At 69.7% G+C, this 26,202-nt stretch carries 25 protein-coding genes; 8 read left to right on the top strand and 17 right to left on the bottom strand.

The features are described from left to right. Positions 1–26: 26 nt before the first annotated feature. The gene (locus DA085_RS08375) at positions 27–776 is read right to left on the bottom strand and encodes an ABC transporter permease (RefSeq protein WP_161958454.1); all 750 of its coding nucleotides are present in this window, start codon (positions 774–776) and stop codon (positions 27–29) included. An 88-nt stretch (positions 777–864) separates the two neighbouring features. Beyond that, complete coding sequence (locus DA085_RS08370; protein ID WP_272914483.1) at positions 865–1,776, bottom strand: ABC transporter substrate-binding protein; 912 nt, start codon at positions 1,774–1,776, stop codon at positions 865–867. Positions 1,777–2,014: 238 nt separating this feature from the next. On the opposite strand from DA085_RS08370, the gene DA085_RS08365 reads away from it, so the two are divergent. Next, a complete protein-coding gene (locus DA085_RS08365) occupies positions 2,015–2,932 on the top strand; it encodes a sugar-binding transcriptional regulator (protein WP_161958452.1) in 918 nt (305 codons plus the stop codon). A gap of 14 nt (positions 2,933–2,946) precedes the next feature. Here the strand turns inward: DA085_RS08365 and DA085_RS08360 are convergent, their stop codons facing one another. The 10 genes from DA085_RS08360 to DA085_RS08315 all read right to left on the bottom strand — a co-directional run bounded on the left by DA085_RS08360 (position 2,947) and on the right by DA085_RS08315 (position 13,553). Next, complete coding sequence (locus DA085_RS08360; RefSeq protein WP_109472502.1) at positions 2,947–3,900, bottom strand: formylglycine-generating enzyme family protein; 954 nt, start codon at positions 3,898–3,900, stop codon at positions 2,947–2,949. Continuing rightward, positions 3,897–5,348, bottom strand: coding sequence for a sulfatase family protein (locus DA085_RS08355; RefSeq protein ID WP_161958451.1), 1,452 nt, complete (start codon positions 5,346–5,348; stop codon positions 3,897–3,899). Before DA085_RS08355 ends, DA085_RS08360 begins: the two co-directional genes overlap by 4 nt. Further along, positions 5,345–6,430 (bottom strand): ABC transporter ATP-binding protein, encoded by a 1,086-nt coding sequence (locus DA085_RS08350; protein WP_109472500.1) that lies wholly within the window; start codon positions 6,428–6,430, stop codon positions 5,345–5,347. Before DA085_RS08350 ends, DA085_RS08355 begins: the two co-directional genes overlap by 4 nt. Next, positions 6,427–8,124, bottom strand: coding sequence for an ABC transporter permease (locus tag DA085_RS08345; protein ID WP_161958450.1), 1,698 nt, complete (start codon positions 8,122–8,124; stop codon positions 6,427–6,429). The genes DA085_RS08350 and DA085_RS08345 overlap by 4 nt, the downstream gene beginning before the upstream one ends. Then, positions 8,121–9,191, bottom strand: coding sequence for an ABC transporter substrate-binding protein (locus DA085_RS08340; RefSeq protein WP_109472498.1), 1,071 nt, complete (start codon positions 9,189–9,191; stop codon positions 8,121–8,123). Before DA085_RS08340 ends, DA085_RS08345 begins: the two co-directional genes overlap by 4 nt. 161 nt (positions 9,192–9,352) lie before the next feature. Then, the gene (locus DA085_RS08335; RefSeq protein WP_109472497.1) at positions 9,353–10,045 is read right to left on the bottom strand and encodes an L-ribulose-5-phosphate 4-epimerase; all 693 of its coding nucleotides are present in this window, start codon (positions 10,043–10,045) and stop codon (positions 9,353–9,355) included. An 11-nt stretch (positions 10,046–10,056) separates the two neighbouring features. Continuing rightward, complete coding sequence (locus tag DA085_RS08330; RefSeq protein WP_272914481.1) at positions 10,057–11,019, bottom strand: sugar kinase; 963 nt, start codon at positions 11,017–11,019, stop codon at positions 10,057–10,059. Between the two features lie 16 nt (positions 11,020–11,035). Further along, positions 11,036–11,884, bottom strand: coding sequence for an L-ribulose-5-phosphate 3-epimerase (locus tag DA085_RS08325; protein WP_109472495.1), 849 nt, complete (start codon positions 11,882–11,884; stop codon positions 11,036–11,038). Beyond that, complete coding sequence (locus DA085_RS08320; RefSeq protein ID WP_109472494.1) at positions 11,881–12,567, bottom strand: orotidine 5'-phosphate decarboxylase / HUMPS family protein; 687 nt, start codon at positions 12,565–12,567, stop codon at positions 11,881–11,883. Before DA085_RS08320 ends, DA085_RS08325 begins: the two co-directional genes overlap by 4 nt. Next, positions 12,564–13,553 (bottom strand): phosphotriesterase family protein, encoded by a 990-nt coding sequence (locus tag DA085_RS08315; RefSeq protein ID WP_109472493.1) that lies wholly within the window; start codon positions 13,551–13,553, stop codon positions 12,564–12,566. The genes DA085_RS08320 and DA085_RS08315 overlap by 4 nt, the downstream gene beginning before the upstream one ends. A gap of 186 nt (positions 13,554–13,739) precedes the next feature. Between DA085_RS08315 and DA085_RS08310 the strand changes: the two genes are divergently transcribed. From DA085_RS08310 to DA085_RS08300, 3 genes are all read left to right on the top strand, one after another. Then, entirely contained in the window at positions 13,740–14,708 is a 969-nt protein-coding gene (locus tag DA085_RS08310) for a sugar-binding transcriptional regulator (RefSeq protein WP_109472492.1), read from the top strand. A gap of 103 nt (positions 14,709–14,811) precedes the next feature. Then, the gene (locus DA085_RS08305) at positions 14,812–15,204 is read left to right on the top strand and encodes a YidH family protein (protein WP_109472491.1); all 393 of its coding nucleotides are present in this window, start codon (positions 14,812–14,814) and stop codon (positions 15,202–15,204) included. After that, positions 15,201–15,602, top strand: a complete 402-nt coding sequence (locus DA085_RS08300) for a DUF202 domain-containing protein (RefSeq protein ID WP_109472490.1) — start codon at positions 15,201–15,203, stop codon at positions 15,600–15,602. The genes DA085_RS08305 and DA085_RS08300 overlap by 4 nt, the downstream gene beginning before the upstream one ends. A 15-nt stretch (positions 15,603–15,617) precedes the next feature. On the opposite strand, the gene DA085_RS08295 is transcribed toward DA085_RS08300, so the two are convergent. After that, positions 15,618–16,127, bottom strand: coding sequence for a MarR family winged helix-turn-helix transcriptional regulator (locus tag DA085_RS08295; RefSeq protein WP_237565386.1), 510 nt, complete (start codon positions 16,125–16,127; stop codon positions 15,618–15,620). A 97-nt stretch (positions 16,128–16,224) separates the two neighbouring features. Here DA085_RS08295 and DA085_RS08290 point away from each other — a divergent pair, with 97 nt between their 5' ends. The 3 genes from DA085_RS08290 (at position 16,225) to DA085_RS08280 (ending at position 19,770) form a co-directional block, all read left to right on the top strand. Beyond that, the gene (locus DA085_RS08290; RefSeq protein ID WP_109472489.1) at positions 16,225–17,118 is read left to right on the top strand and encodes an EamA family transporter; all 894 of its coding nucleotides are present in this window, start codon (positions 16,225–16,227) and stop codon (positions 17,116–17,118) included. After that, entirely contained in the window at positions 17,115–17,747 is a 633-nt protein-coding gene (locus DA085_RS08285; RefSeq protein WP_109472488.1) for an NAD(P)-dependent oxidoreductase, read from the top strand. The genes DA085_RS08290 and DA085_RS08285 overlap by 4 nt, the downstream gene beginning before the upstream one ends. Before the next feature lie 172 nt (positions 17,748–17,919). Beyond that, entirely contained in the window at positions 17,920–19,770 is a 1,851-nt protein-coding gene (locus DA085_RS08280; RefSeq protein WP_109472487.1) for an acyl-CoA dehydrogenase, read from the top strand. 149 nt (positions 19,771–19,919) lie between these two features. On the opposite strand, the gene DA085_RS08275 is transcribed toward DA085_RS08280, so the two are convergent. Next, a complete protein-coding gene (locus DA085_RS08275; RefSeq protein ID WP_109472486.1) occupies positions 19,920–21,554 on the bottom strand; it encodes an FAD/NAD(P)-binding protein in 1,635 nt (544 codons plus the stop codon). Positions 21,555–21,599: 45 nt separating this feature from the next. Then, positions 21,600–22,373: an SIR2 family NAD-dependent protein deacylase gene (locus DA085_RS08270; RefSeq protein WP_109472485.1), complete on the bottom strand. Its 774-nt coding sequence runs from the start codon at positions 22,371–22,373 to the stop codon at positions 21,600–21,602. Positions 22,374–22,461: 88 nt separating this feature from the next. Here DA085_RS08270 and DA085_RS08265 point away from each other — a divergent pair, with 88 nt between their 5' ends. Further along, complete coding sequence (locus tag DA085_RS08265; RefSeq protein ID WP_109472484.1) at positions 22,462–23,235, top strand: helical backbone metal receptor; 774 nt, start codon at positions 22,462–22,464, stop codon at positions 23,233–23,235. 112 nt (positions 23,236–23,347) lie between these two features. Here DA085_RS08265 and DA085_RS08260 read toward each other — a convergent pair whose 3' ends face one another. Together DA085_RS08260 and DA085_RS08255 are read right to left on the bottom strand one after the other, a co-directional pair. After that, on the bottom strand, positions 23,348–24,157 hold the full coding sequence (locus DA085_RS08260; protein ID WP_109472483.1) for a carbon-nitrogen family hydrolase: 810 nt from the start codon (positions 24,155–24,157) through the stop codon (positions 23,348–23,350). Positions 24,158–24,167: 10 nt separating this feature from the next. Continuing rightward, positions 24,168–26,180, bottom strand: coding sequence for a bifunctional copper resistance protein CopD/cytochrome c oxidase assembly protein (locus tag DA085_RS08255; protein WP_109472482.1), 2,013 nt, complete (start codon positions 26,178–26,180; stop codon positions 24,168–24,170). Between the last annotated feature and the right edge of the window lie 22 nt (positions 26,181–26,202).

Here is a 26,202-nt window from a genome sequence, read left to right as displayed (position 1 = left end):
GAGGAGCCGCTCATGGAGAGCCACCTTCATTCGGCACCTCCGCCGGGTCCGAAGTTGCGGAGCAACCACCGCTCCGCCGCGCGGAGCGCCAGGGCGACAGCGAGCCCTAGGAGGCCGGTGAAGGCGGTGAGGGCATAGATCCGCGGGATGTCGTTGCCGGCCTGCGCCGAGATGAGCATCTGGCCGATGCCGGGAACGCCCCCGATCAGCTCACTCATGATCTGGACGGCGAGCGAGATCCCGGCCGCAATGCGCAGGCCGGTGGTGATGATGGGAGCCGCGGACGGGAGCCGGAAGAGCGCGTAGCGGCGAAGGATCCCGACATGGAACACCTTGGCGGTGTCCACGGTGACCGCGGGGATCACCGAGGTGCCGTAGGTGACCTGAATGAGGATCAGCCAGAACACGCCCTGCATGATCATGACCGTGGTGAACGAGGTCCCCGCTCCGAGGACAAGGATGGCGAGGGGCAGCACGACGATCGGAGGTATCGGTCGAACCGCCTCGAACGTGCTACGGAACCAGCGCCAGGCACGGGTGTTGACGCCAAAGAAGAGTCCCACGGGCACGGCCAGGCTGGCCGTGATGACGAAGCCGATCACCCACGACCGAAGGGTGAAACCAAGGGACGACTGGAACCGTGGATCGACCACGAGCGCGCCCAATTCCGCCACGGTCTGCAGGAAGGACGGGGCGACGTCGGGAGTGAGAAGCCCGAGCCGGCTGACCATCTCCCAGACAGCGACAAGGATCGCGACACCGAGAGCGCCGACCACAGTTCGATAGCCACGCTCGGACGATTGCAACCGTCGGAGCACAGCAGCGGTGGCCGGCGGACGCAGGACCGCGGTAGTGGACGCCACGTCACTCCCCAAGGAAGGCGTCGAGGTCGGGAGCCGCGTTGATCCAGCCCTGGTCGAGCATCGCCTGCACCAGGATCTCCAGGCCGGCAGGGTCGACGTCGACATCGAAGTGCGAATCGGGCAACGACAGGGCCGTCTCCACATCCAGGCCTGCGATCTCGGCTCCCGCAGTCTTGACCTCATCCGGGTGCTCGTTGCCGTACTTCACCGCTTCAGTGAGACCAGCGCGGAATGCGGCGACGGCATCGGCCTCGTCCTCGGCCTTTTCCGTCGTCGTGAAGAACCCGGTGTAGGCGCCACCGACCGGGAAGACCTCTGCCGAGGAGTCTCCGAGGATCTCCAGGTTGTCGAACTCTGCGATGGCCTGGGAGGCGAACGGCTCGACCACTGCCGCCGCCATCACGTCTCCGTCAGCGACAGCACGACCCAGTTGGGCGTGTGGCAACGGAACGACCTCGACCGGCTCCGCCCCGCCGTCCTGGGCGATGGCTGTCTGCAGCGTGAGCGTGGTGAGCGACCGTGGCGAGGTCGCCCCCACCTTCATACCGGACAGGTCTGCCCAGTCCGAGATGCCCGAGTCGCTCCGGACCAGGGTCGCGCCGTTGTGCCCCGCCTCACCAATCGTTGCCAGCCCGGCCACGACTGTCAGTTCCGTCCCCTCGGCGACCGCCAACAGGGGTGGTGAGTAGGCGGCATACCCGATGTCGAACTGGTCGGAGATGACCGACGTCACGACCTGCGGACCCTGGACCTCGCTGATCTCCAGTGAGAGGCCCTGGTCCTCGAAGAGACCCTGTTCCTCGGCGAGATACAGCAGCCCCACATCGACTCCCGGTACGACACCTACGCGGAGCGAGAGTCCTCCTGCGTCATCCGGCGTTGAGCCCTCCACCGCGCCACCGCACCCCGCCATGGTCAGGGCAGAGAGGAGAGCGAGGGCGGAAACAAGCGTTCGTCGTGACGTCATCGTCAGTGCTCCTTGCGTGAACTTGCCCGCTGGGAAGCGGTCCCGGGGCTTCAGGTTCCACCTACGGTCACCTGCTCAGAGTCGCCTGTCAACACTTGTTCGTGTAGTTTGAACCGATGTTCAGGACGTGGCCATGCCATCGGTAGTCGTACAGGACGAGGACTACATCCAGCTGCTGTACCAGGTGGGGCGGCTCTACTACGAGGAGGGGCTGACGCAGAGCGAGATCGCCCTGCGTGTTCACCGATCGCGGCCCAGTGTGTCCCGGCTGCTCACGGCTGCGCGCGAGCTCGGCGTGGTGCGGATCGAGGTCAGCGTCCCGCTCCGCCAGGAGGAGCACATTGCCCGGGCCCTTGAGCAGCGATTCGGACTCAGATCCGCTTCTGTCATCGTCTCGGGCGGGCGCACCGGCGACGCGCTGACCCCGGACCTCGGCCGGGCCGGGGCCGAGCACCTGGACGCGCTCGTCGAGGACGGCACGGTGCTCGGCGTCTCGAACGGCCGAACGCTCGCTGCCACGGCGAAGGCCCTCAGGGCGAGGGCGACCGACCGTGTCACCGTGGTTCAGATCATCGGCGCCCTCGGTTCTGAGAACTTCATGATCGACGGCCCTGACGTCACACGAGCCGTCGCCTCCGCCTACGGAGGCATGTGCCGGTACCTTCACGTACCCCTCCTGGTGCCGAGCGCCGCTATCCGGGAGAACCTGACGGCTGACCCGCGTGTGCGTCGATCGCTCGACGCGGGTAGGAGGGCCGACCTCGCGGTCGTCGGTGTCGGTTCCGTCCATCTCACCGACTCGAGTCCGCTGTTCGAGGGGCTCCGCTCGGAGGAAGACCTCGAGAGCATTCTGGCGGCCGGAGCCGTGGGCCACCTGTGTGGGGAGCACCTGGATCACCGAGGCAACCCGCTCGATCACCCCATCAATGAGCGTGTGATCGGGATCGGGCTTGAGGGGCTGCGGCAGATCCCCATGGTCATCGGGGTTGCCGGTGGCGCAGAGAAGGGACCGGCCATCCTGGCGGCTCTGCGCGGTGGCTACCTCGACGTTCTCGTGACAGACGATGCGGCGGCCCGTTATGCCCTCAGCCAGACAGGCTGATGCCAGGCGGCACCTCAGCGTGCATAGGCCACTCGGAACCCCTGGTTGCCCGAGCTGGAGTCCACGGTGTTGTGCGTCCGCGCTGCGACGCGATAGCGGTTGCAGTACGAGTCGTGGCAGAGGTAGGAGCCACCGCGCATGACACGGACGGACTCGTCCCTGATTGCGGGCGACATGTGCTCGACCCGCCAGCAGTCGTCCAGCATCTCCCACACATTGCCGGCCACATTGCGCAACCCGTAGCCGTTGGGAGGGAAGGCGTCGACGGGTGCGGTCCCCGCGTAGCCGTCCTCCCGTGTGTTCCTCGTGGGAAAGACCCCCTGCCAGATGTTGCAACGATGCTCGCCGCCCGGAGTGAGCTCATCACCCCAGGGGTACCTCGCCCGTTGGAGGCCCCCTCGTGCCGCAAACTCCCACTCGGCCTCAGTGGGCAGTCGACCTCCGACCCACTCCGCGTAGGTCTCTGCGTCGCGCCAGGACACGTGCACGACCGGATGGTCCCAGCGTTCCTCGACCGACGAGCCCGGACCCTCCGGTCGGTCCCAGGAGGCTCCTCGGACGCCGCACCACCACGGGACGGTAGGCGGGCGGGGCGAGACGGCGCGCAGCCGTGGAGGCAGGAAGCCGGCGAAGACGTACGACCAGCCCATCTCCTGCGCCTCGGTCACGTAGCCGGTCTCGGCGACAAAGGCAGCAAACTGAGCATTGCTCACGGCGCACGCATCGATCGCGAACGCAGGCACCTCGACCTGACGCACTGGGCCCTCCCCGTCCGAGGGGTTCGCGTCCGGGTCCTCACTACCCATCCAGAACACTCCGCCGGCCAGCTCCACGGGGGCGGCCCGCCTGGCTACGGGCGCCACAGCCGCCGGCCGGTCACCCCGCCCGGCGTCGGGCTGGCGGGGCGCCCGCCCCGTCGCGCCGTCTGCCGGGTCGCGTCGTGGCGTGCAGGTGCAGGCGTCGGTCACCGGCGCGTCGCCGGTGGTGGCACGTGGGTGCGGAACCCCGCTGCGCGGACGGCCTCGGGCCCACCAAAGGCATCGACCTTCGCACGCTGGCTGGTCCGTGCCCTCTCATTCACCACCTCAGGGTCGCAGATCGACCTGAGGTGCTGCGCGTAGCCGTCCACGACCTCGGCGCACCGGTCCTCACCGGACAGGTCCACGAGCTCACCCGGGTCGGCCCGGCGGTCGAAGAGCTGAGGCGCCTCACCGACGTACTCGACATACTTGTAGTGGGAGTCCTGCACCATGAACATGCCGGCGCTCGACCCCGTCGCGTGGTACTCGGAGAAGACCAGCCTGTTCGGATCGTCCGGCTCTCCTGCGATGGCCGCCAGGCTCCTCCCGGGCAGGTCCGGCTCGGCCGGGAGTCCGGACCACTCGAGGAGCGTCGGAAGAATATCGAGGTGCGACACCGGCGTCGTGGACCTTGCCCCCGGCGTGATGCCGGGCCCGGTGAGGATCAAGGGGACCCCGACCGAGCCCGCATACATGTTGTTCTTCCACCACAGGCCGTGCTCACCGATGTTGTCTCCGTGATCCGCGGTGAAGATGATTCGGGTCCGCTCCCTGAGACCGGTCTCGTCAAGGACGTCGAGTATCTGTCGCACCTGCGCGTCAAGGTAGGCGACCAGGGCGAAGTAGGTCCGTCTCGCCCGGCGCACTTCCTCGACGCTGAGCTCTCCGTGGAACCCGTAGTAACGCCGCAGTCGCTCGAGCGCTGGGTGCGTCGGGCGCTCGTCCAGCGTCCACTGTCGAGGCAAGGGGATGTCGACCTCGTCGAAGAGCCTGTCGAACTCCGGCGGCGCGATGAGAGGGTGATGCGGCGACACGTGGGAGACGAAGGTGGTCCACGGAGTCGTCGACCCGGTGTGGTCGCGCAGCCACTCGCACGCGGCGTCCGTGACCACCCGGTCATAGGTGGTGTACTCCGAGTCGCCGGAGTGCGCCCCTGCGATCATGCGGCGCAGCTCCGGACGGTCGGGCAGGTCGTCGCGGAGCATCGAGTACAGGTCACCGTGCCCCTCCTCCGCGTGCATGGGGACGTGCTGCTGCTCGAAGCCCGTGGGTGCGTCGTCTCCCGCAAAGTGCAGCTTGCCGATGGTGGCCACCTCTTGCCCGGCGGCACTCAGGCGGTGTCCCCAACTGGGGGCCTCGCCGGAGTAGGGGTGGCCGTTGTCCCAGGTGCCCAGCTCGTGGACGTACCGTCCCGTCACGAGACTCGCTCTCGCCGGGACGCAGATCGGGCTCGCGCACACCGCATCGCTGAAGACGGTGCCCTGCCTGGCCAGCTCGTCGACGGCCGGCGTGACCGACCACGGGCTGCCCGCATAGCCGAGGGCCGTTGGGTTGAGCTGGTCCGCACAGAGGATCAACGTGTTCAGTGGCTGCTCCTGGGCAGCGGGCCGGCTCACAGGTCGCTCGCTGGGACGACGTGGGTGAGATGCGGATCTGCCCAGATGTTGATGGGCCCCTGCTGCACACGCGCACCGCGACCGGTCTGCACGACCACGTTGTCCTCCCGGCCCGGCACCTTGACCGAGTGGTGCAGGTAGCTGCCCATAAAGAGCGACTGGGTCACCTCGCCGGCCAGCACGTTGTCCTGACCGGCAGGTCGGTCGGTCGGCACGAAGTCCTCGGGACGCACGGCGACCCGGACGTTGGCATCCACGGCGATGCCCGGGGCCGCGGTGCCCGTGACGGTGGCTCCGGAGGTGACCTTGACCCGTGCGCGGTCGCCGTCCATCCCGACGACCGTGCCGTCGAACCAGTTGTTCAGCCCGAGGAAGTCGATGACGAAGGCGCTGACCGGCCGGTTGTAGAGCTCCTCGGGTGCGCCGTGCTGCTCGATCACGCCGCTGCGCATGATGGCGATCGTGTCCGACATGCTCATCGCCTCGACCTGGTCGTGCGTGACATAGACGAAGGTGATTCCGGTGCGCTGCTGCAGCTCCCGCAGCTCGAAGCGCATCCGCTCGCGCAGGCGGGCATCCAGGTTGGAGAGTGGCTCATCGAGCAGCAACACCGAGGGGCGGGTCACCAGCGCACGAGCCAGCGCCAACCGCTGTTGCTGGCCGCCGGACAGGTCTGCGGACCCGCGTGACTCATAACCGCCGAGGCCGACGGTCTCCAGGGCCTCCGCGACGCGGGAGCCGATCTCGTGGCGTGGGACCTGGGCCATCTCCAGGCCGAACGACACGTTCTCGAAGACATTCATGTGTGGCCAGATGGCGTACTGCTGGAAGACCATGCCCATCCCGCGCTTCTCCGGAGGCACCATCGTCCCCGGCGTGGAGAGGACGGCGGTGCCGTTGCGAATCTCACCCGTGTCAGGTGTCATGAAGCCGGCCAGCATGCGGAGCAGCGTCGTCTTCCCGCACCCACTCGGTCCCAGGATCGAGGTGAACTGCCCCCCGGGGATCGTGAAGTCGAGGTCCTTGACGACGAGGTTGCCTCCGTAGCCCTTGCTGACGGCCTCGAAGGTGACGTCACTCATCGCGTTCTCCTATCTGGTGATGCTCTGCGGGTGGTGATCCACTGCGCCAGGCCGCTGATGAGCAGCAGTGCGCTGATGACCGCAACAGCCAGGGCTGCGACGGGTCCGAACTGTCCAAGGTCGTTGAGCCGGATGATGGCGATCGAGATGGTCTCCGTGCCGGACGCATAGAGGACCACCGTGCCGCCCAACTCGTTGCTGGCCGGCATCAGGACGAGCAGCCACGCCGCAACCACAGTCGGCCAGATCAGCGGCAACGAGATACGGCGGGTCGCCTGCCACCAGGAGGCACCGGTGATGCGCGCCGCGAGCTCGAGCTCACCGCTCAGTTGCGAGGCGCCGGAGTTCATCGTCCGTGTCGCCAGCGGCAGGAACCGCACGACATAGAGCACGAGCAGCAACCCCAGGGTGCCGTAGAGGAACTGAAACGGGGGGTTGGTGACCGCGAGCAGGAGCCCGAAGGCCAGGACGGTTGCCGGAAGCCCCAGGGGCACCGCGGCGAGGTAGTCCGGCAGGTCGCGGAAGCGCTGCGTCGTCCGGTGCCCGAAGTAGGCGACGGCCAGCGCGATGACCACACAGATCGTCGCCGCTGCTGCGGCCAGGCCAGCGCTGTTGAGAACCGCTGAACCGGTCACCTCGTCCTCGACGAAGGCCGCCCGGAAGTTCTCGAGCGTGAAGTTGCCGGGGGACACGAGCGTTGTCCAGTCACGGGCGAAGGCACCCGAGACCAGGACCCCGAAGGGGAGCACGGTGGCCACCGTGGCGAACCCCACTGCTGCGATCGCCGCTGGCCAGCGGGCTCTGCCCAGGGAGAACCGGATGGGCCGCACCCCGCGGCCGGTGACCGTGATGAACGACTGCTTGCCGAGCGCTCGCCGCTGAGCAACCAACCCGACGGCAGCGAACACCACGAGGATCAGCGCGAGGACGGCCATGTCCGCCCAACGGGGCGGGTAGCCACCGAGCGAGCTCACGATGCGGGTCGGGAGGAAGGTCAGGCCACCCGGCGTGCCGAGCACCGCTTGGGGCCCGAACTCCGTCATCGCGAGAATGCCGGCGAGCAGGGCACCGCCAGTGACCGCGGGTGCGACCAGCGGCAGGAGAATCCGCCGCAGCACCTGCCACGGCCCCGCCTGAAGCGTGCGCGCCGCCTCGATCAGCGGCGCGTCGATCCGCTTGAGAGCGTCGTGCACGAGCAGGTAGCAGAACGAACAGACGTGCAGTGTGACCACGAGAACGAGCCCGGCCATGCTGTAGACGTCGAACGACGGCCCACCCATCCTGCGGGATAACACGTTGAGGATCCCGGCCTCAGGGCTCAACAGCAGGGTGAAGGCGATCGCCGTCAGGTACGGCGGCGTGATGTAGGTCGCCAGCACGGCCAGGTGAACGAAGCGCCGGAAGGGGCCGTCGGTCACTGCCGTGTACCACGCGAGCGGAACACCGACCAGCACCGTTCCGATCGCTGTGAGCACACCCAGGACGACGGTGTTGAGCGTCGGCCGGACCAACGAGTCGTCACCGACGAAATCGGTGAATGCCCGGACCGAGAACTGTTCCGGCAGTTCGAAGGCCGTCAGCAGCAACCACAGGCTGGGGTAGCCGACGAGAAGGCTGAGCCCCGCGATGAGACCCCACAGGGGCAGCTTCGACCCGGCAGTCGTGCGCCTTCTGGGCGCGACGAGGGGCGTCACTGGCCCCACTCACCACCAAAAATGGTCTGGAGCCTGCCGAGCGCCTCACCCCGCTGCTCCGCATACGCCTCGTAGTCCGGAAGGATCAACGGGATGTCCTCGAGCGGCTCCGCGCCCTCGGGATGACCGACCCCGTCCCGCGACACATACTTCTTCCCGACGTCGACCAGGATCTCCATGCCCTCCTCGGACAGCCAGAAGTCGAGGTAGAGCTTGCCCGCATTCGGGTGCGGCGAGTCCGTGACGAGGCCGATTGCTGCCGGCTCCAGCGGCACCCCCTCCTCGGGGATCGCAAAGTCGACTGCTCCGTCGGTGTCGGCGCGCGAGCTGAGTGCGTGGTTGTCGTTCTGCGCGATACCCACGGCACGCTCTCCACGCTCCAGGGTCTGGCGCAGCAGCTGGGGGGTCTCCACGCGCAAGGGCTCGGCCTCCCCCCAGGACTCAATGGTGTCCCAGCCCAGCTCCTCGGCGAGGGTCCACAGCCGGGCGGCACCCGAGCCCTGCGAGTCGCTGAAGAGCGCGAGTTGGCTGCGGTACGGCTCCTCGCTCAGCTGGGCCCAGGATGTCGGCGCCTCGACCTTGTCGGGCCGGTAGGCGATGACGCCCAGGGTCAGACGTGTGTAGGTCCACAGACCCTCGGGGTCCTTGTACTCGTCAGGGATCTCGGCAGCCTCGGCAGAGACGTACGGTGTCGTCAGGCCTTCCTCACCGAGGAAGATCATCCCCGGTGTGTCTGACGTCTCGATCACATCTGCCTTCGCACCACCGGCCCGGCTCTCACTGAGAAGGCGGCTGATGGCATCCTGCGAGTCACCCCGGAAGTACTCGACCTCGATGCCGTACTTCTCGGTGAAGGCGGCGTTGATCGCCTCGAGTGCCTTGGTGTCGACACTGGTATAGACAACGACCTTGCCCTCCTCCTGAGCCGCGGCCTCGTCGGGCGGGCCGGCGGGAGCCTGGTCCTGGCCCGGGCTGGCCCCGCCGGATCCGCCACAGGCAGACAGCAGAACACCGGCCACGGCGAGTGTGGTCAGCAGGCGGGTGAACGTCTTGGGCGATGTACTCATGGGAACTCCTTTGTTCGATGTGCTCTTACCGCGACCCGGCCGAGTGACCAATCACTGGTGGGTGTCGTCGACGAGTAGGACGTGTGCTTCTCGCGGCGGTCTGCTGGCGCGTCGGCCGCCAGTGCGAGGTCACCCGCTGACAGCCGTTCCTGCCCGCGTGCTCACTGGCCGTACACCGTCTGGTACCGCTCATAGAGGTGGTCGATGTCCCGACGAGAAATGGGCGTTGGCTCACCGTGCTCCCGGGCGACGTGGACGGTTCTCGCGACCTCCTCGCACATGACGGCGGCCTTGACCGCCGCGCGGGCGTCCGGCCCGACGGTGAAGGGACCGTGATTGCGCATGAGCACAGCAGGGCTGCGGGAGGAGCGGAGTGTCTCGACGATGCCGCGGCCGATCGAGTCGTCACCGATGAGCGCGAACGGACCGACCGGGACGGGGCCGCCGAACTCGTCCGCCATCATGGTGAGGACGCACGGGATCTCCTGCCCCCTGGCTGCCCACGCCGTGGCGTAGGTCGAGTGGGTATGGACCACGCCGCCGACGTGCGGCATGTGCCGGTACACGTACGCGTGGGCCGCGGTGTCGGACGACGGGGATCGGGTGCCTTCCACGAGGTTGCCGTCCAGGTCACAGACGACCATCGACTCAGGCGTGAGCTCGTCGTAGCCCACGCCACTCGGCTTGATCACGAACAGGTCGGCACCGCGCACCCGCTCGGAGACATTGCCAGCGGTCCAGACCACGAGTCCCCAGCGGGGCAGCTCGGCGTGCAGATCGGAGACGGTGGCGCGTGCTGCGTCGACGGCTCTGCGCAGGGCCGGCGAGAAATCTGATACCTGAACGTCCAACATTCGTCAACTCCTCAACGTTCGATGTCTTCGGTCTGTCCGTCATCGGCTCGAGCGGCGAGACGGGCAAGTTCCGCCCCCGTGGTCCGCAGCTGTTCGCCGCGGCGTGTGAGTGTCAGGGACGCCGCCGCCACGCCGGCGGCCAGACCTTCTTCTATGTCGCCGGTGAGGTAGCCGTGCAGGAAGCCGCCCACCAGCGCATCGCCAGCGCCTACGCGATCGACGACCGGCACGGTCAGTGGGGCACGAGAGAGAACGTCTCCCCCGTGCCAGCAGTGCACCGGGCGGTTGCCGTCGGACACCAGCACCGTGCGGGCACCCAGACGGTCTGCGAGGTGACGGGCCACCTCCGGTGCTGCTCCGGTCAGGCCGAAGACCGCCTCGGCGTCACGTCGGGCGCAGGTCACGACCGTGACCCGTCCCGGCAGGTTGTCGTCGAACCAGCGGCGTGCTGTCTCGGCATCCCACAACCGCGTTCGGTGGTTGATATCGAAGCTGACTCGCTGTCCGACTGCTCTCGCCCGCTCCAACGCAGCCTCGAGCACGGCCCTGGTGTGGTCGGTGAGCGCTGCGGTGATCCCGGTCAGGTGCAGGAGCCGGCTCGACGAGACGAGTGACCAGTCCACGTCTTCCGGTCTGATGCTCGCGAACGCGGAGTGCTGCCGATCGTAGTGCACCTGGCTGGGCAGCGGGGAGACGTTCTCCTCGACGAAGTACAGAGCCACGCGCCCGGGAAGTGTGACGATCCCGGAGGTATCGATTCCGGCCGCCCCCAGCTCCTCGAGGATCCTCCTCGACAGCGGAGAGTCTGGCAGAGCGCTCACCATCGCCGTGCGATGACCCAGCCGGGAGAGCAGGCCAACGACGTTTGCCTCGGTTCCGGCCACGTAGACCTCAAGGGCGTCGGCAGAGGCGAGGGCCTTGCCAGGTCCGGCAGTCAGCCGGAGCTGCCCCTCACCGATGGTCGTCACTTCCATGTGCATCGCTTTCTGATCAGGCCGCTTCGGCCATCTGTGCCCGGATCCAGGTCAGCGCGTCCGCGGCTGTGGCCTCGGCCGTGGCCGGGTCGTCATTCCACATCTCGATCATGAACGGGCCCCGGTAGGCCAGTTCCTGAAGGGTGCTGAAGACGAGCGGGAAGGGCACCGAACCGGTGCCGAACGGCACCCGCCGCGGCTCTCCGAGCCGCGCATCCTTCAGGTGGATGCCGACCGCCCGGCTTCCGATCGCGCGCAGGTCGCTGGCGACGTCGTGACCGTTCACCACGATGTTCCCGACATCGGGATAGATGCCGAACCACTGACTGTCGACCTCGTCCGCGATCTGGCAGGCATCTCGCACGGACCCCACGTCGGCGGTGTCGATGTTCTCCAGGGCGAGCATCACCCCGTAGCGCCCGGCCAGTTGCGCGAACCGTGACATCTCGGCGACGAACCGCCCGCGGGCACCCGGGTCCGCCTGCTCGTAGTAGGCGAAGTAGCCGGCAACCTGGATCACTCTCACACCGACCGCGTCGGCGAGCTCCACAGCCTGGGCAGCGATGCGCCGCGCCGTGGCCAGGGTCTCGGGATCCCCTGACCCGAGCCCGAACCGGCGATGCGCGCTCAGGCACAAGGTCGGCACGCGGACACCGGTCTGGCGAACAGCATTCCGCAGCTCATCGCGCTGCGCACTGTCCCACTCGAGTCGACGCAGCCGCCCTTCCGTCTCATCGACGGAGATCTCCACGAACGAGTAACCGGCACGTCCCGCGGCCGTCAGCATCTCGAGCCACGTGCCGGGAGCCAGTGCCTTCTCGTAGATGCCGATGGGCGGGCCCTGCGGCTCGGGTTCCGCACTCATCGGTCGACGGCCGGTAGAGAGTCGATAGCCGTGCGGTACGTGTGCACTGCTGCGGCCGGGTCCTCGGCACCGTAGATGCCACGGCCGGCAATGAAGATCTCCGCGGGGATCTCGGAGAAGGCCCGGATCTCCTCCGGCTTCAGTCCTCCGGTCACGGAGACCCGTCCACCACGGCGATGCAGCTCGGCGATCGCGTCAAGGTCGGCCGCCGACCAAGCGAGGTTGCCACTCGCCTCGGCGTCGCGGCTACGGTGCACGATGAACTGCGCGATGCCGACCTCACGACACCGACTCACCAGGTCCCAGTCCCAGCCGTCGGACAGCTCCACCTGAACCTCCTTGCCCCGCGCGGCCGCGACCTGAGCGACGGCCGGCACCGTCGCAGGGGCGGCCCCGCTGACGACAGAGACCCAGTCGGCGCCGGCGTCGAAGGCGAGGTTGGCGATGAGTGAGCCCGCTTCGGCGATCCTGACGTCGGCGAGGATCGTGTGCAGCGGATACGCGGCGCGCAGACAACGCACGGCTTCCATCCCCGCCGAGAGACACAGAATGGTGCCGACCTCGATGACATCAACATCGTCGGCGGTGGACTCCAGCGCCGCGAGCGCCTCGGGAACCGTCCGGACATCGAGCGCGATCTGCAGGCTCCGCCGCCGGACAGCCAGGGGTGCAGTGGCGCTCATCGACCCGACTCGTCGAAGGCGAAGAAGCGCTGGCCGTTGTTGATCAGCAGGTCCTCGACATACTCCTTGTCCAGTCCCTCGTCGAGGAGGCGGGGAGCGAAGACGGCAGGGTCAAAGTCCATGCCGGTCGTCGCGCCGTAAGCCTTCTGGTAGCCGCGCTTGCCAGAGTCGGTGCCCAGGAGTATCTGCTTGCCGTATCCGAGCTCACCCAGCTCCCGAACCAACATGACACGGTCGCTGTCGGCGCGGTACTTGATGCGGCTGGTTCCGTCGAACTCCAGGTAGCAGCCGAGCTTGGTGATCTGCGAGAGGTACCACACGTCTGCATTGCGCTGGGTGTGACCGATGGCCACCTTCTCGGGGTTGACACCGAGCTCGACGAAGCGTTGGGCCTGCTCCAGGGCCGCAGTGCCGGCCGAGGTGTGCGTGTTGATGGGGCAACCGGTCTCCTTGGCCGCGATGGCAGCGGCTTCGAGCGTCTTGGCCTCCCAGTCTGTGATCTTCCCGTAGGCGGAGGCGAACTTGATCACGCCCGCCTTGTGCGGCGTGCGCTCGACGATGGGGCCGTTGTAGTCCCAACGGTCGACTCCCTCCATGATGTCCGCGATCAGCAGGTCCGCGATGGTGGAAACCGGCTGCTGCCAGACCCAGTGCGCCCGCGTCTCCAGGTAGACCTTCTCCTGATGGAACCCGGTGGCGACGACGACCTGCAGATCGGGCACCCGGGAGTTGACCTCGGCGAGCTTGAGCACGTCCCGACCACAGTCCGCGGGGCACATGTCGATGACCGTGCCGCCCGAGGCCCAGTTCTTCGCGGCGTCGACGAAGTAGCCAGCCTCCTCCACCGCCTTGTCGACATCATCGAGGAGGTGGTCAGGGTCGATGTAGACCTCGCCACCACCGATGCGAATGAGGTGGTCGTGGGAGTTCACGACGCCGAGAGTCGTCGGGTCGACGTCTCCGAGAATGGTCCGGACGAAGGACATAGAAGGGGGCCTCCTGGGTCGGTGTGGCCACCGTCCCGGGCCACGTCGTCCCCGCAACATAGGAGGCGCGCCTCTCGCGCCGCAAGGCCTGGGCTGCACATTTGTGCACCATGTCTCAAAGACCTCCGTTCGGCACCTTTCGTTCGTGGTGGGAGCCAGGGACGGTGGTTGAGTAGAGTTGCACATATGATCACCAACACGACGGCCAGCGAGCGGGAACGAGAACGCACGCTCCTCCTGGTACGAGTGGCTCGGTTGTACTACCTGGACGGAATGGACCAGGACCAGGTCGCACGTGAGGTGGGCTTCTCCCGTCCGACGGTCTCGCGCCTGCTCCGCGAGGCGCGCCGCCGCCGCATCGTGCAGATCGAGGTCCAGCACCCTCAGGAGCGTGCGCTGCAGCTCGAGCGCGAGCTCGTGAGCCGCTTCAAGCTCAAGGACGCCCGGGTGGCTGACCCCGGTCCGGGCGAGGAGCTCATGGTCGAGGACATGGCGGCGTCCTACGTGACCGAGGTGACGGGCCCCACCTCGGTCGTCGCCGTTTCCAACGGCAGCACGATCTCGCGGGTGGTCGATGCGCTGGGGAACCAACACAGACCGGACATGTGCGCAGTGCAGATGATCGGCTCGCTGGGCAACGAGAGCACGCTGGTCGACAGCCCGGACATCTGCCGCCGGTTCGCGACGGCATTCGGGTGTTCCTACCGGCTCATGCCCGCACCCTTGGTGGTGGCACATGCCCGTCTGGCGACGGCCCTTCGACGGGAGGACTCGGTCGCGACCGCCATCGCCCTCGGAGGCCGGGCCGACCTGGCGCTCCTCGGCGTGGGCGCCATCGACTCGACCTCGACGTCCGGTTCCATCTTCGACACCTGGTTGACACCGGCCATCAACCAGGAGCTGCGCGCCTCTGGAGCGGTCGGCCACATCTGCGGCCACCACTTCGATGAGCAGGGGCGCCACCTGGTCACCGAGCTGTGCCGGCGCGTGCTCTCGGTGCCCCCTGATCGACTCGCTTCGATCCCGAAGGTGGTCGTGGTCGCGTACGGCCCGGAGAAGGTCGGCCCGCTCCGCGGCTCGCTGCGCGGTCGCTATGCGAACGTGGTGATCACGGACGCGGAGACCGCGGCAGCCGTGCTCGACAGCGCCACCTGACCGGACGTCTCCTGTCCCGACGCCCCGATCCGGCCCTTGTCGGCACCCCTGCCGGAGGCAGGGCGGGGCGGGCCTCCCCGACGCTGCCTGCCATAGTGCTGTCGTGACCCGAGCACCTGACGCCGACGACCGGACCTGGCTCGCGCGACGCCTGCTTCCCGATGGCGACGAGCCGGATCCCCGGTTCACGCTGGCCAACGAGCGGACCTTCCTCGCCTGGATCCGGACGGCTCTGGCACTGCTCGCCGGCGGGATCGCGATCGAGGCCTTCGCGGTCGACATCTTCGACGCGAACGTGCGCAAGCTCGTGGCGCTGCTGCTCATCGGCCTCGGCATGCTGCTGAGCGGAGGAGCCTTTGTGCGCTGGCTGGGCGTCGAGCGGGCGATGCGTCACGCCAAGCCCCTCCCCCTGCCCATGATCGCCCCCCTGCTCGGGATCGGTGGGGCCGTGGCCGCGATCGTCGTCGGGATCGTCGTCCTGACCTCGGGCCCATGACCACACCCAGGCACCGCGGCCCCGCGACCGCACGCCGGCGACGGGCGGGCCGGTCGCGCCGCCTCCCGACCGTCACGACGGCCGCGCACCTCGACAGGGGCCTCCAGCCCGAGCGCGCGACGCTCGCCTGGAGCCGTACCTGCCTCGCACTGGTCACGATCAGCGCGATCTTCCTGCGGTGGGTCAGCCACTACGGCGCGTGGCTCCTCGTGCTGCCCGCCATCGCGCTGGTCGCCGCAGTGGTGATCACCGACACCCAGCGGATCCGCACCAACCGGGGCGTGCACGGGATCCATCGCGGGTCGCTGACCGCGGACCCGCTCCCCCCGCTCATGCTGGTCGGCGTCGTGCTGGCTCTCGGCGTGGCCGGGGCGTGCTTCGCCCTCGTCGCACCCTGACCGGAGGACCACCGATCAGTCGCGCTCTGCGTGGGACACGTCCCCCGAGCCGGCCAGCCACTTCTCCAGCAGGGCAGCCAGCCGGGCCTGCTCCGCCGCGGTCAGCGGGTCGAGCAGCCGCCGCTCGTTCTCCAGGTGGCCCTCCACGATGCGGTCCACCAGGGCGAGCCCGTCGTCAGTGAGGGAGACCAGGACGCTACGGCGGTTCGTCGGGTCGGTGCGCCGGTCGATCAGCCCCTTGGCCTCCAGTCTGGTGAGCCGGTTCGTCATCGCCGCCTGCGACAGCATGGTGGAGTCGGCGAGCGCCCCAGGAGTCAGGGTGAAGGGCCTCCCCGACCGGCGCAGGGTGGCCAGCACGTCGAACTGGCCGTGCTGCAGCCCGTGGGCGGCGAAGTACTCCTGCGTCCCCCGCGCCACCATCTCCGCGGCGCGACCCAGCCGACCGACGACACCCATCGGGGCGACCTCGAGGTCGGGGCGCTCGCGGGCCCACTGCCGCAGGAAGTCACTCACCCGGTCGGCCACGACAAACCCCTTCCATCTCAAACTATTTGACGTGAGCCTACTCCCTCCTTATATTGGACGACGTCAAACACTTCTACCTCGAATCAAGGGATGACCAATGCCCAGTGGCCAACCGTCGAGCACGGCCGTCACGCTGACAACCGCGTTGGCCCCGGTCGTGTGGGGCACCACCTACGTCGTCACCACACTCTTCCTCCCGGACGACCACCCGCTGTGGTCGGGCGCCCTGCGCGCCCTGCCTGCGGGACTGATCGCCGTCACCCTGGCCCGACAGCTCCCTCAGGGCGCGTGGTGGTGGAAGGCCCTCGTCCTCGGCGCCCTGAACATCGGCGCCTTCTTCCCGCTCCTGTTCCTGGCCGCCTACCTCCTGCCCGGCGGTGTCGCCGCGATCTTCGGCGCGGCCGGTCCCCTGGTCGTTGCGGTCCTCGCCGTGCCCCTGCTCGGCGAGCGGGCGACCCGCTGGAGGCTGGGCTGGGGCGTCCTGGCGGTGGCCGGCGTCGCCCTCATGGTCGCGGGACCCGCGGCAGCGCTGAGCACCACCGGCATCCTGGCGGGACTGGCGAGCACCCTGGTGATGGCGCTGGGCACGGTGCTGTCCAAACGCTGGGGCAGACCTGTCGGCCCCGTCCCGTATGCCGGGTGGCAGCTCACCGCGGGAGGTCTGGTCATCGTTCCGGTCGCCTTCGTCCTCGAGGGGCCGGCGCCCGCACTGGATGGCTCAGCACTCGCCGGCTACGGCTGGCTGAGCCTGGTGGGGGCACTGCTCGCCTACACCCTGTGGTTCCGTGGCGTCGGGCACCTCCCCGCCGGCGCCGTCGCCTTCCTCCCGGTCATCTCACCACTCGTGGCCGCCCTCCTCGGCTGGTTCGTGCTGGACGAGAGGCTCACCCCGCTGCAGCTGGTCGGCTTCACCCTCGCCCTCGTCGCAGTGTCCAGCGCCCAGCTTCCCGGCAGACCCGCGCTGCGTCGGGTCCGGGAGGCGGTGGCATGAAGCTCCTGGTCATCGGAGCGAACGGCGCGTGCGGCAACCGCATCGTGCGCGAGGCCAACGCACGGGGGCACCACACCACCCCAGCAGGTCGCAGCCCGGCAGGTCCCCTCGGCGGTCAGTCAGGGTGGGTGACCCTCGACGCGGCGGACGCCACCGCTGTCGCAGCTGCCTCGACGGGGCACGACGTGATCATCAGCGCCACACGCCCGGGCCCCGGCCGGGAGGGCGAGATCCTGCCTGTGACCGAGGGCCTCCTCGGAGGGGCGCGGACAGCCGGGCTGCGCCTGGTCGTGGTCGGTGGCGCCGGCCCCCTGCGCGTCGGGGACACGAACCGCACCGCCATCGAGGTCCCGCACTGGGTCCCCGCGGCCTACCGTCGATCTGCCGCCGCTAGCGTCCACCAGCTCTCCACCCTCGAGGCCTCGTCCGGAGTCGACTGGACCTACCTCGCCCCGCCTGCCCTGTTCCAGCCGGGCGAGCGGACCGGGACCTACCGCACCGGAGGCGCGAGCCTGGTCGTCGCCCCCGATGGCACGTCATCGATCAGCATGGAGGACTTCGCGATCGCCCTCCTCGACGAGGTCGAGCACCCGACAACCAGTCGCAGCGTCCTCTCGGTCGGCCACTGAGCCAGCGTGCTGCAGACGCCCCGGGTGAGCGTCGGCATACCGGCGCCGTGCCTTGACCTTCGTGCCGGCGAGAGGCACACTGTTACTCAGAAGTAGGTACGCGCAGTACCGGGTACTTGTCGCGGACGGATCGCCGTGGATCACCGGCGTCGGCACGAGGGAACTGAGGACCATGAGCCACTACAAGAGCAACCTGCGAGACCTGGAGTTCAACCTGTTCGAGGTCCTGCGCCGGCAGGAGGTGCTCGGGCAGGGCGCGTTCGGCGACTTCGACGAGGACACCGCCCGCGACATCCTCAGGCAGGTCTCCACGCTCGCGGAGAACGAGCTCGGCGCGAGCCTCCTGGAGTCCGACCGCACCCCACCCACGTTCGACCCGGCCACCGGTGAGGTCACCATGCCGGAGGCCTTCACGAAGTCGTTCCTGGCGTGGCGCGATGCCGAGTGGTGGCGCCTGGAGGTCAGCGAGGAGCTCGGTGGCACCCGCGCCCCGGCCTCGCTGACCTGGGCCGTCTCGGAGATGGCGCTCGGCGCCAACCCGGCCGTGAAGATGTTCTCGGCCGGCTACACCTTCGCCGAGGTGCTGCGCACGCTCGGCACGCCCGAGCAGCAGGTGCTCGCCCAGCAGATGATCGACAACCACTGGGGCGCCACGATGGTGCTCACCGAGCCGGACGCCGGTTCCGACGTGGGTGCGGGTCGGGCCAGGGCGGTCCGGGCCGAGGACGGGACCTGGCACCTCACCGGCGTGAAGCGCTTCATCACCTCCGGCGAGGCCCCGTTCTACGACAACGTCATCCACTTCGTGCTGGCCCGCCCCGAGGGTGCGGGCCCGGGCACCAAGGGGCTGTCCCTGTTCATCGTCCCCAAGTTCCACATCGGCGAGGACGGCGCGCTCGGCGAGCGCAACGGCGTCCAGGTCACCAACATCGAGCACAAGATGGGGCTGAAGGTGTCGACCACCTGCGAGCTGCGCTTCGGGGAGGACCCCGACAACCCCGCCGTGGGCACGCTGCTCGGCGAGGTGCACAACGGCATCGCGCAGATGTTCCACATCATCGAGTACGCCCGGATGCTCGTCGGCACGAAGGCCATCGCGACGCTGTCGACCGGCTACCTGAACGCCCTGGAGTACGCCAAGGAGCGCGTGCAGGGCGCCGACCTGACGCAGATGGCCGACAAGGGCGCGCCGCGCGTGACGATCACCCACCACCCGGACGTCCGCCGCAGCCTGATGCTCCAGAAGTCGTATGCCGAGGGGTTGCGGGCGCTGCTGCTGTTCACGGCGGTGCAGCAAGACACGGTGATGATCGCCGGGGACTCCCCGACCGACGAGTCCCGGATGGCGGAGAAGCTCAACGACCTGCTGCTGCCACTGGTCAAGGGCTGCGGGTCGGAGCGTGCCTGGGTGCTGCTCGGCACCGAGTCGCTGCAGACCTTCGGCGGCTCGGGCTTCCTGCAGGACTACCCCGTCGAGCAGTACATCCGGGACGCCAAGATCGACTCCCTCTACGAGGGCACCACGGCGATCCAGGGGCAGGACTTCTTCTTCCGCAAGATCGTCCGCGACCAGGGCCAGGCGCTGGGCCACCTCGCCGCGCAGATGATGGAGCTGGTCAAGGGCGGTGGCGCCGACGACGTCCTGGCCACCGAGCGGGGCCTGCTGGGCCGCGCCGTGGAGGACGTCCAGGGCATGGTCGAGTTCCTCGTCGGCCGCGTCATGGCCTCCGACCCGCGCAACGGCGGCACCCCGGAGGCCATCTACTCCGTCGGCCTGTCCACGACCCGCTTCCTGCTCGCCGCCGGCGACGTGGTCATCGCCTGGCTGCTGCTGCGCCAGGCCGAGGTCGCCCAGGCCGCGCTGGACGCCGGCGCGACCGGTGCGGACCAGGACTTCTACCTCGGCAAGGTGGCGGCCGCGAGGTTCTTCGCGCGCGACGTCCTGCCGCGCGTCCACGCCGACCGCGGGATCATCACCCACGTCGACGACTCGATCATGGGGCTGCCCGAGTCGGCGTTCTAGTCCGGGTCACCGGGAAACCGGACGGGGTTTGCGCGGACCCTGCTCGGTCCCGCGCGCCCCGATCTTGGAGCGGGTTCTGCTTCTCGCGGCCTCCTGTAGCCGGCTCTCAGAACAACACACTGCTCCAAGACGCGGGATGGGCGTCGGCGTCAGGCTCGTTCGGGGCGGACGCCGAGAACCCGCTGGGCCCACAGGTCCACCGCCGGGTGCATGTCCCGCAGCAGGGTGTCGGCGGCCAGGACCGCGCCCTCGGCGGCCCGGCCGACGAGCGAGAGGCCCGGCACCGGCGACCCGGCAGGGTCGAGCACCTCGGCTGCACAACCGACCCGGGCGCCCCGGTGCCCACGGGCCGGCACGAGCACGCCGTCGTCGACGAGGTGCCGCAGGACGTGACCGTCGGGCAGGTCCCGGACGCCGGGTGGCGGCAGCACGGCGTCGACGACCAGGTCGGGGCGCAGCTCCCGCGCCAACTGGGCCGTGTCACCCCTGCGCACCTGCACCACGCCAGCCTCCATCGCGGCCACCAGGAACTCGGCGTGCATGAGCGAGGGGCCGTACCCCAGTCGCTCCAGCTCCGGGCCCCACATCGCGTAGTCCGGCCACCCCAGCGGAGGCCCGTCCGGGTCCAGCTCCTGCTGCGCGCGGGCCAGGTCACCTTGCAGCACCCGCCACGCCTGGCCCAACGCCCAGGTGCCGTCGGGCGGCACGTCACCACGGGCCACGGCCACCGCCGACCGCAGCTGCACCACCGGTTCCGCAGGCTCGTCGCCGGAGTGGAGGTCCTCGACCACGTGCTCCACCTGCCGCCGCGCCTCCCCCGTCTGGCTCCCCGTGGCTCCCACGAGCAGGTGCGCCGCCAGGTCGTGCAGGACCCCGGGCAGCTCTGCGCCTCGGCCGGCACGCACCAGGCCGACCGCCTGGTCGACGAACCGCGCCGGGTCACCAGCCCGTGCGTGCGTGGCCCGCACCAGGTCGGCCGGCGACTTGGGCACCATCATCCGTCCGCTGCGCGAGACCAGGACGATGCGCAGGTCGCACCCGGCCACGGTCTGGCCGCGTCCCGTCGTGAGTGCCAGGGCGGCGTCGATGCCGGTCAACCCCGCGCCGCGCACCAGGACGCCGGCCCCGGGCACCAGCTCCTCCCGCGCCACCAGGTCCTGGACCGGGAAGGTGACAGGGTGCAGCGGGGGCAGGCCAGCAGACCAGGTATGCCGTAGCGCACCTGGCCAGTCGACCGGGTGTCCGGTCGCGAGCAGGACCTCGTCAACGGGGCCTACGTCATCCACCCACCAGCCCCCACCCCGGCCACCCCGGACACCGGCGGTGGACGGAGTGGCCGACCCCTCGGCATACGGCCCGGTCACCCGCTCCACCAGCTGCCGGTGGTGCCGGACCGGGACACCCAGCCGGTCGAGCTGGGCCACCACGTCGGCCGCCTGCTCCGCGAGGTAGCGACCGGTGCGGGCGCGCGAGGGGTAGACGGCGAGCTCACCGGCCTCGGTCGGCGTCCCTCGCCAGTCCGCCATCGAGGGCCCGCGGTGGCCGGACAGGGACCAGACGTCGACCCGGTCGACCGGCAGGTTCAGGCGCAGGAACTCCGGCTGGTCCGGGTGATAGTTCGGCCCGGCTCCCAGCGGGCCGGGACCGAAGACCTCGATGACCGGACGCACGCGGGCGTTGCCGGACCTCAGGTGCTCCAGCAGGCGCTCGAGGGCCCAGAGCGCCCTCGGCCCGCTGCCCACGACGGCGATCCGCGGTCCGTTCAGGATCTCGTCGTGCGGCACCGGGTCAGCATAGGCGGACCCTCGGGAGCGGGCGCCCGTGGTCGCTCAGCCCTCGTCCAGGACCGTCACGAGAGCCGGCAGCACCTGTGCCGCCGTCCCTCGCACCACGTGGTGACACAGGTCGCTGAGCTCGCTCTCGACGGGGTTCACCTCGATCACGGTCGCTCCCTGGGCCGCGGCGGCCGACGGATACCCGGCGGCGGGGAACACGATGCCGGAGGTGCCCACCACCAGGCAGACGTCGCCGGGCCCGAGCGCCCCGATCGCGGCCTCGGTCTCGCGCACCGCGTCCTCGGGCAGCACCTCCCCGAACCAGACGACACCGGGCCGGACGTCACCACCGCAGCCCGCACAGGAGGCTGGGGTGACCCGCTCGACGGGCTCCTCGGGCAGCTCCGGCAACCCCTCGAACGGCGCGCCGCACTGGGCGCAGCGCAGGTCCAGCAGCGACCCGTGCAGGTGGGCTGCCACCTGGGACCCGGCCCGTTCGTGCAGGTCATCGATGTTCTGGGTCACGATGGCCACCTCGCGGTGGGCCGCCAGGTCGGCGAGCGCCCGGTGGCCGGGGTTGGGCTCGGCGTCGCGCACGAGGCGGATCCGCCAGGCGTACCAGGCCCACACGAGCGCCGGGTCGGCTGCCCACGCCTCCGGGGTGGCCAGCTGGCCGGGGTCGAACGTCTCCCACAGCCCGGTCTGCGCGTCGCGGAAGGTGGCGATCCCGGACTCGGCACTCATGCCGGCGCCGGTGAGGACCAGGACGCGGCGGGCCCCGCGCACAGCGGTGACGACCCCGTCGGGCAGTTCGGCAGTCTCAGGCATCCCTCCGTCCTACCACTCGCATCGAGAGACGGCCCAGTCGGCGGACGGCGGGGCCGCCCCGAGCACAGGGGTCGGCTAGCGTGCCGGTATGCCGCGCACCCTCACCGACGACCTCGGGCACCCGGTCGAGCTGCCGGACGGTCCCGTCGGGCGGGTCGTCTCCCTGGTGCCGTCACTCACCGAGGCGATCGCCGCCACCCGCCGCGAGGCCCTGGTCGGGGCGACCGACTGGTGCACCCACCCGAGCGACCTGGACGTCATGCGTGTGCGCGGCACCAAGAACCCCGACCGCGCGGCGATCGCCGCTCTGGAGCCGGAGCTGGTCGTGGTCGTGCAGGAGGAGAACCGCGAGCTCGACGTGCAGAGGCTGCGGGAGGCCGGTGTCCCCGTCTGGGTGTCCGTGATCGAGTCCGTGCCGCAGGCCCTGACAGCGATGCGCCAGCTCGTGACCGAGGTGCTGGGCTGGGACTCCCCGGGCTGGCTGGAGCAGGCCGAGGCGGCCTGGGGCGCACCGGACCTACCGCCTGCGCGGGCGTCGGTGGCGGTGCCCATCTGGCGGGACCCGTGGATGGTGGTGGGGGGACGGAACTTCACGACCGACCTCTTGGCACGAGCGGGCCTGCGCAACGTCTATGCCGACCATGACCAGCGCTATCCCCACGTCGAGGTCGCGGACGTGGACACGGTGGGGGCCGATGTGGTGCTGCTGCCCGACGAGCCCTACGAGTTCGGCGCCGCTGACGGGCCGGAGGCCTTCTCGCGGACGCCGACCCGGCTGGTCAGTGGACGGCTGCTCACGTGGTACGGCCCGTCCCTGCTCGAGGCCCGCGAGCACCTCGCCGCCATCCACGACGACCGCTGACCGGCAGAGGGACGACACCGGCGTTCCGACCTTCCCTCCTTGTGTGCGGAGGGCGCTCCGATCTTCCCTCTGTGTGTGCGGAGGGCGTTCCCATCTTCCCTCTCTGTGGGTGCTACCGGCCCAGCCGCCGGTCCGCCAGCACCGGGAACTGCTCCCGGAACTCGCGCACGTCAGCGGCATCGATCTCCACGGACAGCACCTCCTCGTCCGTGCCGGCCTCGGCCAGCACCTCCCCGCGCGGGTCGATGACGGCGCTGTGGCCACCCATCGGCGTGCGCGCGTGCGTGCCCGCCGTGTTGCACCCGAGCACGAAGCACTGGTTCTCGACCGCCCGGGCCCGCAGCAGCAGCCGCCAGGCCTCGACGCGCGGGGCCGGCCAGGCCGCGGGCACGACGAACAGCTCCGCCCCCTGGTCGACCTGCGCGCGGTAGAGCTCGGGGAAGCGGAGGTCGTAACAGGTGGACAGCCCGGCGCGGAGCCCGTCCGCCGGGGCCGGCAGGTCGAGCACGACGATCTCCTCTCCCGCCTCCATGAGCCGGGGCTCGCCGTTGCCGAAACCGAACCGGTGCACCTTGCGGTAGCGCGCGACCCGCCCCCCGGACGCGTCCAGCAGCACCGAGGTGTTCCACAGGCCCCGCCCTTCGGGGCCGGCCTCGTCACCGGGCGCCTCCACGATCGACCCGGCGTGCACCACGGCCCCGATCTCGCGAGCGACCTCCGCGACCCGCGAGACCACCGTGCCGTCCACGGTCTGCGTCCGGTCGGGCCAGGCGCGGTAGTCGAAGCCGCCCGCACTCCACAGCTCGGGGAGCACCACGAGGTCGTGGCCCGCCTGGGCCCGCACCAGCTCCACCACCCGGGTGGTGCGGTCCTCGACCGACTCTCCGTCGGCATACTCCAGCTGGATCAGGGCGATGCGCACAGCGTCTCCTCTACTGCGGTCGGGGGTCCCGGCCGTGCTCGGCCAGGCGGGCGAGGTGGGCGTTGTAGGCGGCGAGCTCGGCATCGTCGTCCCGGTCGGCCTGGCGGTCGTGCCGGCGGGCGTCGCGGGAGTCCGAGCGCAGCCAGTCGTAGGTCACCATCATCGCCAGCACCACGGTCGGCAGCTCACCGATGCCCCACGCGATCATCCCCGCCAGCTGCTGGTCGGCGAGGAGGTCCTCCACCCACGGCAGGTCGACGGTCTTGAAGAACGTGGGAGCCAGCAGCCAGTTGCCCGACATCAGGGCGAGGCCGAAGAACGCGTGCGCCGCCAGCGTGCCGATCAGGATCATCAGCCGCATCGGGGCGGGCCACTTGCGGGGGCCGGGGTCGGTGCCGGCCAGCGCCCAGACGAACGCGTAGCCGGTCAGGAAGAAGTGCACCACCATCACCACGTGGCCGGAGTGGGTGCTCAGCGACCACTCGAACCAGGCGGTGTAGTAGAAGGCGATGAGCGACCCGAAGAACATCACGGCGGCGACGACGGGCTGCACGAAGAACCCCGCCCACCGGGAGTGCACGATGGCCAGGATCACCTCGCGCGGGCCGAGCGTCTTGTCCGTCCGCGCTTTCAGCGCGCGCAGGGCCAGGGTGATCGGCGCGGCCGGCACCAGGAAGATCGGCACCGCCATCATCAGCGCCATGTGCATCACCATGTGCATGCTGAACTGGACCTTGCCGTACATGCCGGGGGCGCCAGAGGTGGCGTAGATGAAGACCGCCCAGCCGATCACCCACAGCACGGAGCGTCCGACCGGCCAGGCGTCACCCCGGCGGCGGAGCCGGCGGACCCCCGCCAGGTAGAGACCGATCAGCACCAGCGCGGGCAGCAGGAACATCCACATCGGCTCCCACGCGGTCAGCAGCCTGCCCACCGTGAACGGCTCGGGCGTGGGGAACCCGGTCAGGTTGAGGGCCGGGTCGACACCGGTGAGGTCCTCGATGACCGGCGGCGGGGTGCGGGCCAGCGCCACGCCGAGGCCGAGCGCGACGGCCATGACGCCGAGCTCGGTGAGCGCGAGGCGGGCGAACACCCCCGGCTGCGTGGTGTCGCGCTCGAGCAGCAGCCGGCGCTGGTTGAAGCCGAACATCCCCAGCACCAGCAGCGCCACCACCTTGAGCCACAGCAGCAGCCAGTAGGGGGTGGCGAGGTCGGCGAGGTTGTCCGCCTGCAGGAACGCGAAGAGCACACCGGACCCGCCGACGGCGACGTAGCAGGTCAGCGCGATCGGGGAGTAGCGCTGCAGGACGACCTGCACCGCGCTGCCCAGCACCGGGCGGAGCACCAGGATGGCCAGCAGGCCGCCCACCCAGAGAGTGATGCCGACGAGGTGGATCAGCAGGGCGGTCATCCCCTGCTCGTGGCCGACCAGGCCGCTGCCGTGACCGGCGAAGCTGATCGGCCACAACGTGGCGAGCGCGAGCGTGAGACCCCAGGCGAGCTGGCCACGGGTGCGGGCCCACGCGGCAAAGGCGCACAGCGTGGCGGCCATGACGAGCTCGATGACGATCAACCGGGTGATCTCCAGGGACCAGGCGGTGCTGCGCAGCTCGCCGAGGAAGACCGGGTCACTGAGCTGCAGACCGGAGGACTGGGAGAAGGTGAGCGCCAGGCTGACCAGGCAGGTGAGGGCCCACGCACCGGCGCAGTATGCCGCGGCGACGGCCGCCGTGGACCGGCGTGCGGTCTGTCGTCCCTCGGGGGTGAGGAGCGCCGCGACGAGCAGCAGCCCGATGGCCAGTGCGCTGGCGAGGTCGTGCAGGACACGGTTGACGATCTGGCCGTAGCGGACCACCGGCCCGGTGTCGCCGAGGACGAGGGGCTCGACCGCCCCGGACAGCAGGCCCGCGAGGACCGCGACGACCAGTCCGGCCGTCACGACGACGGCGAGCGGCCCGATCAGGACGCGCCTGATCTGCGGCCGCGGTGGGGCCGGGGTGGGGCTCGCGAGATCTGTCGACACGCCCCCATGCTAGGTAGGCTCG

This window comes from Ornithinimicrobium cavernae, assembly GCF_003121625.1.
Classification (GTDB): domain Bacteria; phylum Actinomycetota; class Actinomycetes; order Actinomycetales; family Dermatophilaceae; genus Ornithinicoccus; species Ornithinicoccus cavernae.
The sequence above is the reverse complement of the archived record's forward strand: the minus strand, read 5'-3'. Positions and strand labels throughout refer to the sequence as shown.

Bases quoted from the DNA above. Each gene is read 5' to 3' on its own strand.
- DA085_RS08325 (WP_109472495.1), bottom strand. From the start codon at position 11,884: ATGAGTGCGGAACCCGAGCCGCAGGGCCCGCCCATCGGCATCTACGAG.
- DA085_RS08310 (WP_109472492.1), top strand. From the start codon at position 13,740: ATGATCACCAACACGACGGCCAGCGAGCGGGAACGAGAACGCACGCTC.
- DA085_RS08370 (WP_272914483.1), bottom strand. From the start codon at position 1,776: ATGGCGGGGTGCGGTGGCGCGGTGGAGGGCTCAACGCCGGATGACGCA.
- DA085_RS08270 (WP_109472485.1), bottom strand. From the start codon at position 22,373: ATGCCTGAGACTGCCGAACTGCCCGACGGGGTCGTCACCGCTGTGCGC.
- DA085_RS08285 (WP_109472488.1), top strand. From the start codon at position 17,115: ATGAAGCTCCTGGTCATCGGAGCGAACGGCGCGTGCGGCAACCGCATC.
- DA085_RS08265 (WP_109472484.1), top strand. From the start codon at position 22,462: ATGCCGCGCACCCTCACCGACGACCTCGGGCACCCGGTCGAGCTGCCG.
- DA085_RS08320 (WP_109472494.1), bottom strand. From the start codon at position 12,567: ATGAGCGCCACTGCACCCCTGGCTGTCCGGCGGCGGAGCCTGCAGATC.
- DA085_RS08330 (WP_272914481.1), bottom strand. From the start codon at position 11,019: ATGGAAGTGACGACCATCGGTGAGGGGCAGCTCCGGCTGACTGCCGGA.
- DA085_RS08315 (WP_109472493.1), bottom strand. From the start codon at position 13,553: ATGTCCTTCGTCCGGACCATTCTCGGAGACGTCGACCCGACGACTCTC.
- DA085_RS08350 (WP_109472500.1), bottom strand. From the start codon at position 6,430: ATGAGTGACGTCACCTTCGAGGCCGTCAGCAAGGGCTACGGAGGCAAC.
- DA085_RS08340 (WP_109472498.1), bottom strand. From the start codon at position 9,191: ATGAGTACATCGCCCAAGACGTTCACCCGCCTGCTGACCACACTCGCC.
- DA085_RS08280 (WP_109472487.1), top strand. From the start codon at position 17,920: ATGAGCCACTACAAGAGCAACCTGCGAGACCTGGAGTTCAACCTGTTC.
- DA085_RS08290 (WP_109472489.1), top strand. From the start codon at position 16,225: ATGCCCAGTGGCCAACCGTCGAGCACGGCCGTCACGCTGACAACCGCG.
- DA085_RS08300 (WP_109472490.1), top strand. From the start codon at position 15,201: ATGACCACACCCAGGCACCGCGGCCCCGCGACCGCACGCCGGCGACGG.
- DA085_RS08335 (WP_109472497.1), bottom strand. From the start codon at position 10,045: ATGTTGGACGTTCAGGTATCAGATTTCTCGCCGGCCCTGCGCAGAGCC.